Annotated in this window: 13 protein-coding genes; 10 read left to right on the plus strand and 3 right to left on the minus strand. The window is 73.2% G+C overall.

Annotated elements, in window-relative coordinates; genetic code table 11:
- Positions 1-17 precede the first annotated feature (17 nt).
- Both ACP7TJ_RS14955 and ACP7TJ_RS14960 read right to left on the minus strand, forming a co-directional pair.
- Positions 18-869 carry a zf-HC2 domain-containing protein gene (locus ACP7TJ_RS14955; protein ID WP_189911385.1) on the minus strand — a complete coding sequence of 284 codons (852 nt, stop codon included), beginning with the start codon at positions 867-869 and terminating at the stop codon, positions 18-20.
- Complete coding sequence (locus tag ACP7TJ_RS14960) at positions 866-1417, minus strand: RNA polymerase sigma factor (RefSeq protein WP_028960247.1); 552 nt, start codon at positions 1415-1417, stop codon at positions 866-868. Before ACP7TJ_RS14960 ends, ACP7TJ_RS14955 begins: the two co-directional genes overlap by 4 nt.
- A gap of 124 nt (positions 1418-1541) precedes the next feature.
- Between ACP7TJ_RS14960 and ACP7TJ_RS14965 the strand changes: the two genes are divergently transcribed.
- From ACP7TJ_RS14965 to pstB, 10 genes are all read left to right on the plus strand, one after another.
- The gene (locus tag ACP7TJ_RS14965; protein ID WP_093768565.1) at positions 1542-1967 is read left to right on the plus strand and encodes a GntR family transcriptional regulator; all 426 of its coding nucleotides are present in this window, start codon (positions 1542-1544) and stop codon (positions 1965-1967) included.
- Positions 1964-2851 carry an ABC transporter ATP-binding protein gene (locus ACP7TJ_RS14970; RefSeq protein ID WP_167743537.1) on the plus strand — a complete coding sequence of 296 codons (888 nt, stop codon included), beginning with the start codon at positions 1964-1966 and terminating at the stop codon, positions 2849-2851. Before ACP7TJ_RS14965 ends, ACP7TJ_RS14970 begins: the two co-directional genes overlap by 4 nt.
- Positions 2848-3846 (plus strand): ABC transporter permease, encoded by a 999-nt coding sequence (locus tag ACP7TJ_RS14975; protein WP_380873563.1) that lies wholly within the window; start codon positions 2848-2850, stop codon positions 3844-3846. The genes ACP7TJ_RS14970 and ACP7TJ_RS14975 overlap by 4 nt, the downstream gene beginning before the upstream one ends.
- A 281-nt stretch (positions 3847-4127) precedes the next feature.
- Complete coding sequence (locus tag ACP7TJ_RS14980) at positions 4128-6362, plus strand: RNA degradosome polyphosphate kinase (protein WP_367548016.1); 2235 nt, start codon at positions 4128-4130, stop codon at positions 6360-6362.
- Positions 6343-7620: a CHAD domain-containing protein gene (locus ACP7TJ_RS14985; RefSeq protein ID WP_404715863.1), complete on the plus strand. Its 1278-nt coding sequence runs from the start codon at positions 6343-6345 to the stop codon at positions 7618-7620. The genes ACP7TJ_RS14980 and ACP7TJ_RS14985 overlap by 20 nt, the downstream gene beginning before the upstream one ends.
- 21 nt (positions 7621-7641) lie before the next feature.
- Entirely contained in the window at positions 7642-8082 is a 441-nt protein-coding gene (locus tag ACP7TJ_RS14990) for an NUDIX hydrolase (protein ID WP_193460581.1), read from the plus strand.
- 208 nt (positions 8083-8290) lie between these two features.
- Positions 8291-9418 carry a phosphate ABC transporter substrate-binding protein PstS gene (gene pstS / locus ACP7TJ_RS14995; protein ID WP_176710942.1) on the plus strand — a complete coding sequence of 376 codons (1128 nt, stop codon included), beginning with the start codon at positions 8291-8293 and terminating at the stop codon, positions 9416-9418.
- Between the two features lie 130 nt (positions 9419-9548).
- A complete protein-coding gene (gene pstC / locus ACP7TJ_RS15000) occupies positions 9549-10553 on the plus strand; it encodes a phosphate ABC transporter permease subunit PstC (RefSeq protein WP_189912795.1) in 1005 nt (334 codons plus the stop codon).
- Positions 10550-11608: a phosphate ABC transporter permease PstA gene (pstA, locus tag ACP7TJ_RS15005; RefSeq protein WP_401542387.1), complete on the plus strand. Its 1059-nt coding sequence runs from the start codon at positions 10550-10552 to the stop codon at positions 11606-11608. Before pstC ends, pstA begins: the two co-directional genes overlap by 4 nt.
- Positions 11609-11657: 49 nt before the next feature.
- Entirely contained in the window at positions 11658-12434 is a 777-nt protein-coding gene (gene pstB, locus ACP7TJ_RS15010; protein ID WP_006136313.1) for a phosphate ABC transporter ATP-binding protein PstB, read from the plus strand.
- 98 nt (positions 12435-12532) lie between these two features.
- Here pstB and ACP7TJ_RS15015 read toward each other — a convergent pair whose 3' ends face one another.
- A complete protein-coding gene (locus ACP7TJ_RS15015; protein WP_093769289.1) occupies positions 12533-13531 on the minus strand; it encodes an inorganic phosphate transporter in 999 nt (332 codons plus the stop codon).
- Between the last annotated feature and the right edge of the window lie 3 nt (positions 13532-13534).

The following is a 13534-nucleotide window of genomic DNA, read 5'->3' on the forward strand; positions in this document are numbered from 1 at the left end:
GGGGAAGCCGGGCGCGGTCAGACCGCGGGGTCCCGGCACAGGTCGAAGCGGTCCCGGTGCAGGACCAGCAGTCCGGCGGCGAGCACGGCGACGGCCGCCGACACGCCCTGTCCGGCCGCGGTGAACGGGGCGAGCGTCTCCGGTCCGCCGGAGCCGACCGCGTCCGCCGTGACCAGCAGCGCGACCCAGCCGCCTGCGGTCAGCGCGGGCGCGAGGACGGGCCCGAGCCGGGCCGACAGCGCGAGCGCCGTGGCGGTGAGGGCGAGCGCGGGCAGCAGCCAGCCCAGGGCGAGCAGCCCGTACCCGGGCAGGGCGAGCGTGGCCAGGCCGTTCAGGCCGAGCCCGGCGGTCAGCACGGCGACCGTGCGGATCATCAGCAGCCGGAACCCGTGCATCGGCGCGACCACGGCCATCTCGTACGTCGGGTCCATCCGCGGCCCGTACGACAGCGCCACCCCGGCGAGCGGCAGCAGCGGGGCGAGGGCGAGGAAGAGGGTGGGCCGGCCGCCCTCGGTGTGGCCGACGGTGACGGCCACGGTGAGCAGCAGCACCGCCGTCACCGCGCCCAGCCAGGAGCGGCGCAGCGCGGGGGTGGCCGCGAGCAGCCGGGCCGTGTGGTCGCGGACGCCGATCCGGAGCAGCAGCGACTCCAGCAGCCCGGGCCGGGGCGCGTCGAGCTCGGCGTCCAGCCGCTCCCAGCCGGCGTCCAGGGCGACGGGGTCGCCGAGGCCCGCCAGGACGGAACGGCAGTGCGCGCACGCCGTCAGATGGGTGTCCGCCGACCACAGCGCGGGCGCCTCGAGACCGCCCCGCGCGTAGGCCCGCAGGTCCTCCTCCGGCACATGCCAGCGCCTGTCCTCGTACGTCATGCCAGCGCCTCCCGGAGTTGCCTGCGGGCGCGCATGGCCCGCGTCTTGACCGTGCCCGGCGGGATGCCGAGCAGGACCGCGGCCTCACGGGTGGTCAGCCCGTCGACCACGGTCGCCTGGAGCACCGCGCGCAGTTCCGGCGACAGCCGCACCAGGGCGCCGGCGAGGTCCCCGTGCTCGACCCCCGCGAGCACGCGCTCCTCCGCCGACACCTCGTCCCGGTGGCGCAGCCGCGCCAGCGCCTGCCGCAGCCGCCCCCGCGCCCCGGCCCCGCGCAGCGCGTCGACCAGCCGGCGTGAGGCGATCCGCCACAGCCAGCCGGCGGCGTCCGCGCCCGCCGCGTCCTCACGCCAGCGGGCCGTGCCGCGCCACACCGCGAGGAAGGTCTCCTGCACGACGTCGTCGACGAGGGCCGCGTCGGCGCACCGGGTGCGCATGCGCGCGGTCAGCCACGGCGCGTACCGCCGGTACAGCTCCTCGAAGGCGCGCCGGTCGCCGTCGGCCGTGACGGCGCGCAGCAGCTCGCCGTCGCTTCTCATCTCGCTCACGTCTCCTCATCGGACGGGCGGTGCCGATCGGTTCACGGATCCGCGGCCGGATTCCCGGGTTTGACTTTCGCACCCCCCTTGCACCACCCTTTCACTACTCAATTAGTGAAAGGGTGGTGGCCGAGTGGTCGACTACCGCATCGACCGGCGCAGCGGCGTGGCCACCTACGTCCAGATCGTCCAGCAGACCAAGCAGGCGATCCGCCTGGGCCTGCTGGCCCCCGGCGACAAGCTGCCCACGGCCCGCGAGGTCGTGGAGGCCACCGCCGTCAACCCGAACACGGTGCTCAAGGCGTACCGGGAGCTGGAGCGCGAAGGCCTGGTCGAGGCCCGGCGCGGCCTCGGCACCTTCGTGCGCCGCACCCTCGGCGCGGCCCCCGCCGACTCCCCGCTGCGCGCGGAGCTGGAGGACTGGGCCGCCCGGGCGCGGGAGTCCGGCCTGGAGCGGGAGGACGTCGCCGCGCTGTTCACCGCCGTACTCGAGACGCACTACCCGGAGCAGGCCGCGCACCCCGCGCCTGCGCACACCCCACAGGGAGACCCGTCATGACCGTCCCGGCCCTCGAGGCGGACGCGCTCGGCAAACGCTTCGGCCGGCGCTCCTGGGCGCTGCGCGACTGTTCCTTCCGGCTGCCCGCCGGACGCGTGTGCGCCGTCGTCGGCCCCAACGGCGCCGGCAAGTCCACCCTGCTCGCGCTCGCCGCCGGACTGCTCGCGCCCACCGAGGGCACGGTCCGCGTACTCGGCGCGGCCCCGGCCGCCGTCCGCCCCCGGGTGGGCTTCGTCGACCAGGACAAGCCGCTGTACCAGCAGCTCACGGTCGCCGAGACGCTGCGCATGGGCGCCGACCTCAACCCCGGCCACTGGGACGCGGACACCGCGCGCCGGGTCGTGGCCGGCGGCGACCTGGACCCGGACCGGCGGATCCGCGCCCTCTCCGGCGGCCAGCGCACCCGCGTCGCGCTCGCCCTCGCCCTGGGCAAGCGGCCCGAACTGCTGCTCCTGGACGAGCCGATGGCCGACCTCGACCCGCTGGCCCGGCACGAGCTGATGGGCCTGCTGATGGGCGAGGCCGCCGCCCACGGCACCACCATCGTGATGTCCTCGCACGTCGTCGCCGAGCTGGAGGACTCCTGCGACCACCTGCTCCTGGTCGGCGGCGGCCGGATCCGGCTCTCCGGCGAGATCGACGACCTGCTGGCCGCCCACACCCGGGTGACCGCCCCCGCCACGGCGGACCTCGCCCCGCACGACGTCGTCGAGTCCCGCACCACCGGCCGCCAGCTCGGCGCGCTGATCCGCCCGGCCGGCCCGCTGCCCGCCGACTGGCGCACCGGGGCGCCGTCCCTGGAGGACCTCGTCCTCTCCTACCTGCGCAACCCCACGGCCCCCGCCCTGGCACCCGCGCCCGAGACCACGGAGGCCGCCGCATGACCGCCGCCCTCACCACCCCGGCCGCCCCCGCCGCCGCCCGCGTCCCCCGCCAGTGGCGCTGGCTGGCCCGGCTGCACCGCCCGGCCCTGATCTGCGGCGGCACGCTGGTCCTGCTGACCGCGGCGGCGCTGGTGTGGCTCGGCGGGCCGCTCACGGATGCGTCGGCGGCGGCGTGGAAGGCGTACAACGCCTGTGCGTGGGACAAGGTGTGCCGCTACGACCAGGACGCGATCCTCCTCTACAAGGAGGTCTACACCTGGACGACGGCCGCCGTGCTGGCCGTGCCGTTCCTGGTCGCCGCCTGGGCCGGCGGCGCGCTGATCGGCCGCGAGACGGAGTCCGGCACGACCCGCCTGGCCTGGACCCAGGGCGTCTCCCCGACCCGCTGGCTGGCCTCCCGGCTGGCCCTTCCGGCCCTGCTCGCCGTCGCCGGGAGCGGACTGCTGTCCGGGCTGCACCGCTGGGCGTGGACCGCGGCCGACGGACGGGTCGACACCGCCAAGTCCTGGCACAGTTCCGCCACCTTCCTCGCGGGCGGCACCGTCCCCGTGGGCCTGGCGCTGGCCGGTCTGGCGGCGGGCGTCCTGGCCGGGCTGCTGCTCCGCCGCGCGATGGCCGCGCTGGCCACCGCCGCCGTCGCCGTCGGGGTCCTGTGGGCGGGCGTCCACGCGGCCCTGCCGTACCTGTGGCCCTCCGTGACCCGGGTCAGCAGCCTGCGGGAAGGACCGCTGGGGAGCGGCATGCACGTCGGTGAGGGCGTGCTGACCGCGGGCGGGGGCCGGGCCACGGCCCCGTGCTTCACCGGCCGCCTCCCCGACTGCCGTGAGGACCTCGCCGACCTGGGCGCGACCGCCTTCTACCGCGACGTGCACCCCGCAGCGCACTACTGGCCGCTCCAGCTGGTCGCCACGGGCATCCTGCTCGCCGTCGCCGCCCTGCTGGCGTACGCGGCCTTCCGCGTGGTGCGCGGCACGACCGGGACGGCGCGCGGCTGACGCGTACGGGGCCGAGGGGGGGCGTGCCCGTCGAGGGCACGCCCCCCTTGCCGTGTCCCCGGCCGGAACACCCCGCGGGCCACCACCCGCTGTCCCGGACGTCATGTCGCCGTAACCACGGATTCAGACAGCCTTGCGACGCTCGGTGAATGCATCCCGCCGCGGCAGAGCCCTCACCCCGCAGGGTGAACGGGAGGTACGGGAGCGCCTCAGGGCCACCATCGCTCCCACCCGCGCATTCCGACGCGCCCGTGGCGCCCTCGGCGCGGAACAATGGGGTCATGAGCCAGCCCAACACCCCGGCACAGGTCCAGCACTCGCAGCCCTCCGTGGGCTCCATCGCCGCGCACCGGCCGCACACCGTGGCCGGAACGGTGTCCGATCTGGAACCCGACATCGACGCCGACCTGGACGGCTACGAGGAGGCGCTCACCGACGGCGCCACCCCGCTGCCGCAGGGCCGTTTCCTCGACCGCGAGCGCAGTTGGCTGGCGTTCAACGAGCGGGTGCTCGAACTGGCCGAGGATCCCGAGACCCCGCTGCTGGAGCGGGCGAACTTCCTCGCGATCTTCGCCAGCAACCTGGACGAGTTCTTCATGGTCCGGGTGGCCGGCCTCAAGCGGCGCATAGCCACCGGCGTGGCCACCCGCTCCGCCTCCGGCCTCCAGCCGCGCGAGGTGCTGGAGATGATCTGGGCCCGCTCCCGCGAGCTGATGGCCCGGCACGCCGCCTGCTACCACGAGGACGTCGCCCCCGCCCTCGCGGAGGAGGGTATCCACCTGGTCCGCTGGAACGAGCTCACGGAGAAGGAGCAGGCCCGCCTCTTCACCCTGTTCCGGCACCAGATCTTCCCGGTGCTGACCCCGCTCGCGGTGGACCCGGCGCACCCCTTCCCGTACATCTCGGGGCTGTCGCTCAACCTGGCCGTCGTGGTGCGCAACCCGGTGACCGGGCACAAGCACTTCGCCCGGGTGAAGGTGCCGCCGCTGCTGTCCCGTTTCCTGGAGTGCTCGCCCGGCCGCTACGTCCCCGTCGAGGACGTCATCGCCGCGCACCTGGAGGAGCTGTTCCCGGGCATGGAGGTGCTGGAGCACCACGCCTTCCGGCTCACCCGCAACGAGGACCTGGAGGTCGAGGAGGACGACGCGGAGAACCTCCTCCAGGCCCTGGAGAAGGAGCTGATGCGGCGCCGCTTCGGGCCGCCGGTGCGGCTGGAGGTGGAGGAGTCCGTCGACCGCGAGGTGCTGGACCTCCTCGTGCGCGAGCTGAAGATCTCCGAGGCCGAGGTGTACCCGCTGCCCGGCCCGCTCGACCTGACCGGCCTGTTCCGCATCCACGGCCTGGACCGGCCCGAGCTGAAGTACCCGAAGTTCGTCGCCGGCACCCACCGCGACCTCGCCGAGGTGGAGTCCGCCTCGGCGCCCGACATCTTCGCCGCCCTGCGCAGCAGGGACGTGCTGCTGCACCACCCCTACGACTCCTTCTCGACCTCCGTGCAGGCGTTCCTGGAGCAGGCGGCGGCCGACCCGGACGTGCTGGCCATCAAGCAGACGCTGTACCGGACCTCCGGCGACTCCCCGATAGTCGACGCGCTCATCGACGCCGCCGAGTCCGGCAAGCAGGTGCTGGTGCTGGTGGAGATCAAGGCCCGCTTCGACGAGCACGCCAACATCAAGTGGGCGCGCAAGCTGGAGGAGGCCGGCTGCCACGTCGTCTACGGCCTGGTCGGCCTGAAGACGCACTGCAAGCTGTCGCTGGTGGTCCGCCAGGAGGGCGAGACGCTCCGGCGGTACAGCCACGTCGGCACCGGCAACTACCACCCGAAGACGGCACGGCTGTACGAGGACCTCGGGCTGCTCACCGCGGACCCGCAGGTCGGCGCGGACCTCTCCGACCTGTTCAACCGCCTCTCCGGCTACTCGCGGCGCGAGACCTACCGCCGGCTGCTGGTCGCCCCCAAGTCGCTGCGCGACGGCCTGATCTCACGGATCGACAAGGAGGCGCAGCACCACCGCGCCGGGCGGCCCGCGTACGTCCGCATCAAGGTCAACTCGATGGTCGACGAGGCCGTCATCGACGCCTGCTACCGGGCGTCCCAGGCCGGTGTGCCGGTCGACATCTGGGTGCGCGGCATCTGCGCGATCCGGCCCGGTGTGCCGGGGCTGTCGGAGAACGTGCGGGTGCGGTCCGTCCTCGGCCGCTTCCTCGAGCACTCGCGGGTGTTCGCCTTCGGCAACGGCGGCGAGCCCGAGGTGTGGATCGGCAGCGCCGACATGATGCACCGCAACCTCGACCGGCGGATCGAGGCGCTGGTGCGGGTCACCGACCCGGCGCACCGGGCCGCCCTCAACCGGCTGCTGGAGACGGGGATGTCCGACACCACGGCGTCCTGGCACCTCGGCGAGGACGGCGAGTGGACCCGGCACTCCACGGACGCGGACGGCCAGCCCCTGCGCAACATCCAGGAGATGCTCATTGACGCCCGGAGGCGCCGGCGTGGTACCGCAGCACCCTGATCCGGCGGACGTCCTGGCCCGCCATCTGCGGGCGAGGGCGACCGAATTCCTCCGCGCGCTGCGCCTCCACCGGGGCGCGGCGGCGCCGGAGGACTCCGCGGAGGCGGCCCGCGCACTGAGGCGCGCGGCCCGCCGCATCAGCGCCGCCCTCTACACCTTCCAGCCGGTGCTGGACCCCGCCTGGTCCCAGACCCTCGGTCCGGAACTCGCCTGGGTCTCGGGCACCCTCTCCCAGGAGGACGCCTGCGCCACCCGCCTCACCCGCCTCCTGGAAGCCCTCCACCGCCTCTCGGGGCCGGCCGCCCCGACGGCACCCCCGGCCGGCGCCCGGTCCGCGCCCCGCACCCCTGGAGCCCCCGCGCCCGCCGACGGCGCCCCGCCGGACGCGCCCCGTCCCGCCACCCCCGTGCCCGGCGCCCCGGCCCCCGCCCGCGCCTCCCGCGCGACCGGCGCGCCCCCCGCCACCGCCCGCCGCACCCCCACCGCGACGGTGACCGCCACCGTCCCGGCCCCCGGCGACCGCCGCGCGGAGGACGAGCCCGGTGCCGTCGCCGGTCGCCTGCGCGCGGAGGACGTCGCGCGTACCCCCGGCCAGGGCCCGCGTCCCGAAGGCCGCTCCGGCGCCGGCGGCGGCCGAGCCCCCCTCGCCGTGGGCGCCGCCAAGGCCGGCGCGCTGCTCGAGCGGCAGCTCACGCTGGCGCGGACGCGGGCGCATTCGGCCGCGTTGCAGGCGCTCGGGTCCGCGCGGTTCCATGCCGTCGCCGACCAGGTGGCCGTGCTGGCCAGCGAGGTCCCGCTGGCGAAGGCCGCCGGCGGTGTCGACCTGCGTCCGCCGGCCGACACCGCACGCGAGCGGCTCGTGGCCGCCGTCGCCGCGTTGCCGCTGGTCACCGCGGGGAGCCCGTACAACGCCGAGGCGCTGATGCACGGCCTGTCGCCCGACCCCGCCCCGCACCCGCAGGACGCCCCCTGGCACCAGGTACGGCTCCTGCTCCGACTGCACCGGTACGCCCAGGAGGTGCTGGACCCCGCCGCGGGCGACGACCCCGGGCTGCGCGCGGCCGGCGAGGCGCTCGACCGGCACCGGGACGCCGCCGAGGCCGCGGCCGCCGCGGCGCAGGCGGCCCGCACACCGAGGATCGCGCCGGCCACGGCGTACGCGCTGGGCGTGCTCCACGCCGGCCAGCGGCATGAGGTGGAGGCGGCGCGGTACGCGTTCCAGCGTGCCTGGCAGAAGCCGCCCGCCGGCACCCCGTAGATCGGACCAGGGAGGCACCCGGTGTCCACCACCCGACCCGCCAGGAACGGCGCCCTCACCGTCGAGGCGGCCGGCTGCGTCCTGTGGCGCCGCTCGCCCGTCACCGGCGAGCTGGAGCTGTGCCTGGTCCACCGGCCCAAGTACGACGACTGGTCCTGGCCGAAGGGCAAGCTGAAGCGAGGCGAAGACGCGCTCGCGGGCGCCCTGCGCGAGGTCGCCGAGGAGACCGGGCACACCGCCGTGCCGGCCGCCGAGCTGCCCAGCACCCGCTACCTCGCGCACGGCCGCCCCAAGCGGGTCCGTTACTGGGCGGCCGAGGCGGTCTCCGGCTCCTTCACCCCCGGCGACGAGGTCGACCGGATCCTCTGGCTCCCCCCGGACGCGGCCCGCCGCCACCTCACCTCGCCGATGGACGCCGGACTGGTGGACGCCCTCCTCGCCACCCTCCGCCCGGCCCGCTGACAGCGCCGCGCCGCCGCCTCACCGCACCGTCCTCAGGGGTTCACCCCTCGTTCATGTACGCCCATCGGCAGCTTCACCTCTTCTGCCTAATTTCGGCCTTACGCGGTGCGGATCGCCCGTACACGAGCCCTTACAGGACGAGGCGACCCGCCTCACCACACTTCGCACGCCGCCGAATTCAGGACGGCGGCCACTGGAAGGAACACAAGTGAAGCTTCAGCGCATGAACCGGCGGGCCCTCGCTCTCGGTGCTCTCGCCGTCACCGGCGCCCTGGCCCTCACGGCGTGCGGCTCCGACGAAACCGGCGGCGGCGACGGCGGCGACGCCTCCGCGACCGCGCAGGCCGGCAACATCGACTGCGGCGACGCCAAGGGCCAGCTCCAGGCGTCCGGCTCCTCCGCCCAGAAAAACGCCATCGACGCCTGGGTGAAGCAGTACACCGCGGCCTGCAAGGACGTGCAGATCAACTACAACCCGACCGGTTCGGGCGCCGGCATCACCGCGTTCACGCAGGGCCAGACGGCGTTCGCCGGCTCGGACTCCGCGCTGAAGCCCGACGAGGTCGAGGCGTCGAAGAAGGTCTGCACCGACGGCCAGGGCATCGACCTGCCCATGGTCGGCGGCCCGATCGCGGTCGGCTTCAACGTCCCCGGCGTGGACACCCTCGCCCTGGACGCCCCGACCCTCGCGAAGATCTTCGACAACAAGATCACCAAGTGGAACGACCCGGCGATCGCCAAGCTCAACTCCGGCGCCGACCTCCCCGACCTGAAGATCCAGGCCTTCCACCGCTCCGACGAGTCCGGCACCACGGACAACTTCACCAAGTACCTGAAGGCCGCCGCGCCCAAGGACTGGAAGTACGAGCCGGGCAAGTCCTGGGAGGCCGAGGGCGGCCAGTCCGCACAGGGCTCCTCCGGCGTCGCCCAGCAGGTGAAGCAGACCAACGGCGCCATCTCGTACTTCGAGCTGTCCTACGCCGCGGACGGCATCAAGACCGTCGACATCAAGACCGAGGCCACCGAGCCGGTGAAGGCGACCATCGAGAACGCCACCGCCGCCATCGGCGCCGCCAAGGTGGTCGGCACCGGCAAGGACCTCGCGCTGGAGCTCGACTACACCCCGTCCGCCGAGGGCGCCTACCCGATCGTCCTGGTCACGTACGAGATCGTCTGCGACAAGGGCAACAAGGCCGACACCCTGCCCGCCACCAAGTCCTTCCTGGGCTACATGGCCTCCGAGGAGGGTCAGGCCAGCCTGGCCGACGCCGGCTACGCCCCGATGCCGCAGGAGATCATCACCAAGGTCCGCGAGACCGTCGCCGGCCTCAGCTGACCCGAGTGTGCGGCCCGCGCCCGGTCCCGGGCCGGGCCGCACCGTCCGGTGCACCGCCAACAGGAGCTCTCGGCCCCTGCGGCTCCGACGGAGCCGCCCGGCCCGGCGGCTCCGCAGACCGGAGAACCCGATGGACACCACCACGCAGAAACCCCTCGCACCGCCGGCGCCCGGCCCGGCCGCGCCCGTGGACAGCAGCGCCGCGCGCGGCGTCACCCGCCCCGGCGACCGGATCTTCCTCGGGCTCTCCCGCGGATCCGGCATCCTCGTCCTGGTCCTGATGGCCGCCATCGCGGCCTTCCTCACCTACCGCGCGACGCTCGCGATCTCCAAGGACGAGGCCAACTTCTTCACCAGCTTCGAGTGGAACCCCAGCGGCTCCCCGCCGGAGTTCGGCATCGCGGTCCTGGCCTTCGGCACCGTCGTGTCGTCGGTCATCGCCATGGCCATCGCCGTACCGGTGGCCGTCGCGATCGCCCTGTTCATCACGCACTACGCCCCGCGCCGCCTCGGCGGCCCCATCGGCTACGTGATCGACCTGCTCGCCGCCGTCCCGTCCATCGTCTACGGCCTGTGGGGCGCCCTCGTCCTGGTGCCGCACCTGGACGGCCTCTACGGCTGGCTCGACGACTACCTCGGCTGGACCGGCATCCTCGAGTGGAACGACGGCGCCCCGCGCTCGCTGTTCACCGTCGGCATCCTGCTGGCGGTGATGATCCTGCCGATCATCACCAACGTCAGCCGCGAGGTCTTCCGCCAGGTCCCGCAGATGCACGAGGAGGCCGCCCTGGCCCTCGGCGCCACCCGCTGGGAGGTCATCCGCATGTCGGTGCTGCCGTTCGGCCGCTCCGGCGTGATCTCCGCGTCGATGCTGGGCCTCGGCCGCGCCCTCGGCGAGACCATGGCCGTCGCCATGGTCCTGTCCCCGAGCTTCACGATCAACGCCAGCCTGCTCGACCCGGGCGGCGGCACCTTCGCCCAGAACATCGCCAGCAAGTTCAACGAGGCCACCGAGATGGGCCGGGACGCGCTGATCGCCTCCGGTCTCGTGCTGTTCGTCATCACGCTGCTGGTCAACGGCGCGGCCCGGCTGATCATCGCCCGCCGCAAGGAGTACTCGGGGGCCAACGCATGAGCCACGCACTCAACGACACCCGCCCGTCCGGCTCGCTGCGCGGGGCGACCCTGCCGAAGTGGTTCCCCTGGGCCGTCGCCTGCGCCTCCGCCGCGCTCGGGTACGGCGTCAGCGCCGCGGCCGGGCTGCACAGCGACATCCAGTGGGCGCTGATCGCGGCGCTGCTGTTCGTCGGCGGCTCGTTCGCCGTGTCCGCCAAGGTCGAGGGGCGCCGCCAGGCCCGGGACCGCACCGCGACCAGCCTGGTGTGGGTGGCGTTCCTGCTGGCGGTCATCCCGCTCGCGTCGCTGACCTGGGAGACGGTCAAGCGGGGCATCGAGGTCCTGGACGGCTACTTCCTCACCCACTCCATGGGCGTGGTCGCCGACACCGAGCCCGGCGGCGGCATCTACCACGCCCTGCTGGGCACGCTGGAGCAGGTCGGCCTCGCCACCGCGATCTCCGTGCCGGTCGGCGTGCTCACCGCGATCTACCTGGTCGAGTACGGCCGGGGCCGGCTGGCGAAGGCCGTGACCTTCTTCGTCGACGTCATGACGGGCATCCCGTCCATCGTCGCGGGCCTGTTCGTCCTCAGCCTGTGGATCCTGATCCTCGGCATGGGCTACTCGGGCTTCGCCGGCGCGATGGCGCTGTCCATCCTGATGATCCCGGTGGTGGTGCGCTCCACGGAGGAGATGCTCAAGCTCGTCCCCAACGAGCTGCGCGAGGCGTCCCTCGCCCTCGGCGTCCCCAAGTGGCGCACCATCCTCAAGGTGGTCCTGCCGACCTCCGTCGGCGGCATCACCACCGGCGTGATGCTCGCGATCGCCCGCATCACCGGCGAGACGGCCCCCGTGCTGCTCCTGGTATGGGGCACGAACTTCATCAACGCCAACCCGTTCCAGGACCCGCAGGCCTCCCTGCCGATGTACATCTACCTGCAGTACACCAACGGCTCCGAGGCGGCGTACGACCGTGCCTGGGCGGCGGCCCTGACGCTCATCGCGTTCATCATGATCCTCAACCTGGTGGCCCGCGGCATAGCCCGCTGGAAGGCCCCGAAGACCGGTCGCTGACCGGCTCCCCCACACAGTCGTCAGCGACCCGAAAGAAGCAGTGATACCCATGGCCAAGCGCATCGACGTCAGCGGCCTCAACGCCTACTACGGATCCTTCCTGGCCATCGAGGACATCTCGATGACCATCGAGCCCCGCTCCGTGACGGCCTTCATCGGCCCCTCCGGCTGCGGCAAGTCGACCTTTCTGCGCACCCTCAACCGCATGCACGAGGTGACCCCGGGCGGCCGCGTCGACGGCAAGGTCATGCTCGACGACGAGAACCTGTACGGCGCGGGCATCGACCCGGTGGCCGTGCGGCGCGAGGTCGGCATGGTCTTCCAGCGTCCCAACCCGTTCCCCACCATGTCGGTCTACGACAACGTGGCGGCGGGCCTGCGCCTCAACGGCAAGTACAGGAAGTCCCAGCTGGACGACGTCGTCGAGAAGTCCCTGAGGGGCGCCAACCTGTGGAACGAGGTCAAGGACCGGCTGAACAAGCCCGGCTCGGGCCTCTCCGGCGGCCAGCAGCAGCGTCTGTGCATCGCGCGGGCCATCGCGGTCGAGCCGAACGTGCTGCTGATGGACGAGCCCTGCTCCGCCCTGGACCCGATCTCCACCCTCGCCATCGAGGACCTGATCGGCGAGCTGAAGGAGCGCTTCACGATCGTCATCGTGACGCACAACATGCAGCAGGCGGCGCGCGTCTCGGACCGCACGGCGTTCTTCAACCTCGCGGCGGTCGGCAAGCCCGGCAAGCTGATCGAGATCGACGACACGGAGCGGATCTTCTCCAACCCGTCGGTCCAGGCCACCGAGGACTACATCTCCGGCCGCTTCGGCTGATCCGGCTCCTCGCGACGCTGCATGGCGGTGCCGCCGCGAGGCCGGAAGGGCCCGCCCCCTCAACGGGGGCGGGCCCTTCCACGTGCTGGGGCGCGGGTCTACAGCGCGACGAGATGCACCAGCCCGAAGCAGGCCGCGGCCACCAGGGCGGCGGCCGGCATGGTGATGAACCAGCCGAGGACGATGTTCTTCGCGACGCCCCAGCGCACCGCGTTGACACGCTTGGTGGCGCCCACGCCCATGATCGCGGAGGTGATCACATGGGTGGTGGAGATCGGCGCGTGGAAGATGAACGCCGAGCCGAACATGATCGAGGCGCCGGTGGTCTCGGCGGCGAAGCCCTGCGGCGGGTCCAGCTCGATGATCTTCCGGCCGAGGGTGCGCATGATGCGCCAGCCGCCCGCGTAGGTGCCGAGGGACAGCATCACGGCACAGGCGATCTTCACCCACACCGGGATCGGGTCGCCGTAGTCCTCGACGTCGGCGATGACCAGGGCCATCACCACGATGCCCATCGTCTTCTGGGCGTCCTGGAGACCATGGCCGAGGGCCATGCCGGCCGCGGACACCGTCTGGGCGATGCGGAAGCCGCGCTTGGCCTTGTGCGGGTTGGCCCGCCGGAACATCCACATGATCGCCGTCATCACCAGATAACCGGCGATCAGACCGACCACCGGCGACACGAACATCGGGATGACGACCTTGTCGACGACGCCGTGCCAGTACACCGTCGTCCCGCCGGCCAGAGCGGCGCCGACCATGCCGCCGAACAGGGCGTGGGACGACGACGAGGGCAGGCCGAAGTACCAGGTGATCAGGTTCCAGACGATGGCGCCGATCAGGGCGGCGAAGAGGATTCCCATCCCCTTCGACCCCTCGGGCGTCTGGATCAGCCCCTCACTGACGGTCTTGGCGACCCCGGACCCCAGGAAGGCGCCGGCCAGGTTCATCACGGCCGCCATGGCGAGCGCCGCGCGGGGCGTCAGCGCACGCGTGGAGACGGACGTGGCGATCGCGTTGGCCGAGTCGTGGAACCCGTTGGTGTAGGTGAAGAAGAGCGCGACCCCGATGGTCAGGATCAGAGCGAAGGTGTCCATGAA

This window comes from Streptomyces sp. DSM 41931 (genome assembly GCF_050271085.1).
In the GTDB taxonomy this organism is placed as follows: domain Bacteria; phylum Actinomycetota; class Actinomycetes; order Streptomycetales; family Streptomycetaceae; genus Streptomyces; species Streptomyces albogriseolus.

Bases quoted from the DNA above. Each gene is read 5' to 3' on its own strand.
- ACP7TJ_RS14975 (WP_380873563.1), top strand. From the start codon at position 2,848: ATGACCGCCGCCCTCACCACCCCGGCCGCCCCCGCCGCCGCCCGCGTC.
- ACP7TJ_RS14955 (WP_189911385.1), bottom strand. From the start codon at position 869: ATGACGTACGAGGACAGGCGCTGGCATGTGCCGGAGGAGGACCTGCGG.
- pstB (WP_006136313.1), top strand. From the start codon at position 11,658: ATGGCCAAGCGCATCGACGTCAGCGGCCTCAACGCCTACTACGGATCC.
- ACP7TJ_RS14970 (WP_167743537.1), top strand. From the start codon at position 1,964: ATGACCGTCCCGGCCCTCGAGGCGGACGCGCTCGGCAAACGCTTCGGC.
- ACP7TJ_RS14980 (WP_367548016.1), top strand. From the start codon at position 4,128: ATGAGCCAGCCCAACACCCCGGCACAGGTCCAGCACTCGCAGCCCTCC.
- pstA (WP_401542387.1), top strand. From the start codon at position 10,550: ATGAGCCACGCACTCAACGACACCCGCCCGTCCGGCTCGCTGCGCGGG.
- pstC (WP_189912795.1), top strand. From the start codon at position 9,549: ATGGACACCACCACGCAGAAACCCCTCGCACCGCCGGCGCCCGGCCCG.
- ACP7TJ_RS15015 (WP_093769289.1), bottom strand. From the start codon at position 13,531: ATGGACACCTTCGCTCTGATCCTGACCATCGGGGTCGCGCTCTTCTTC.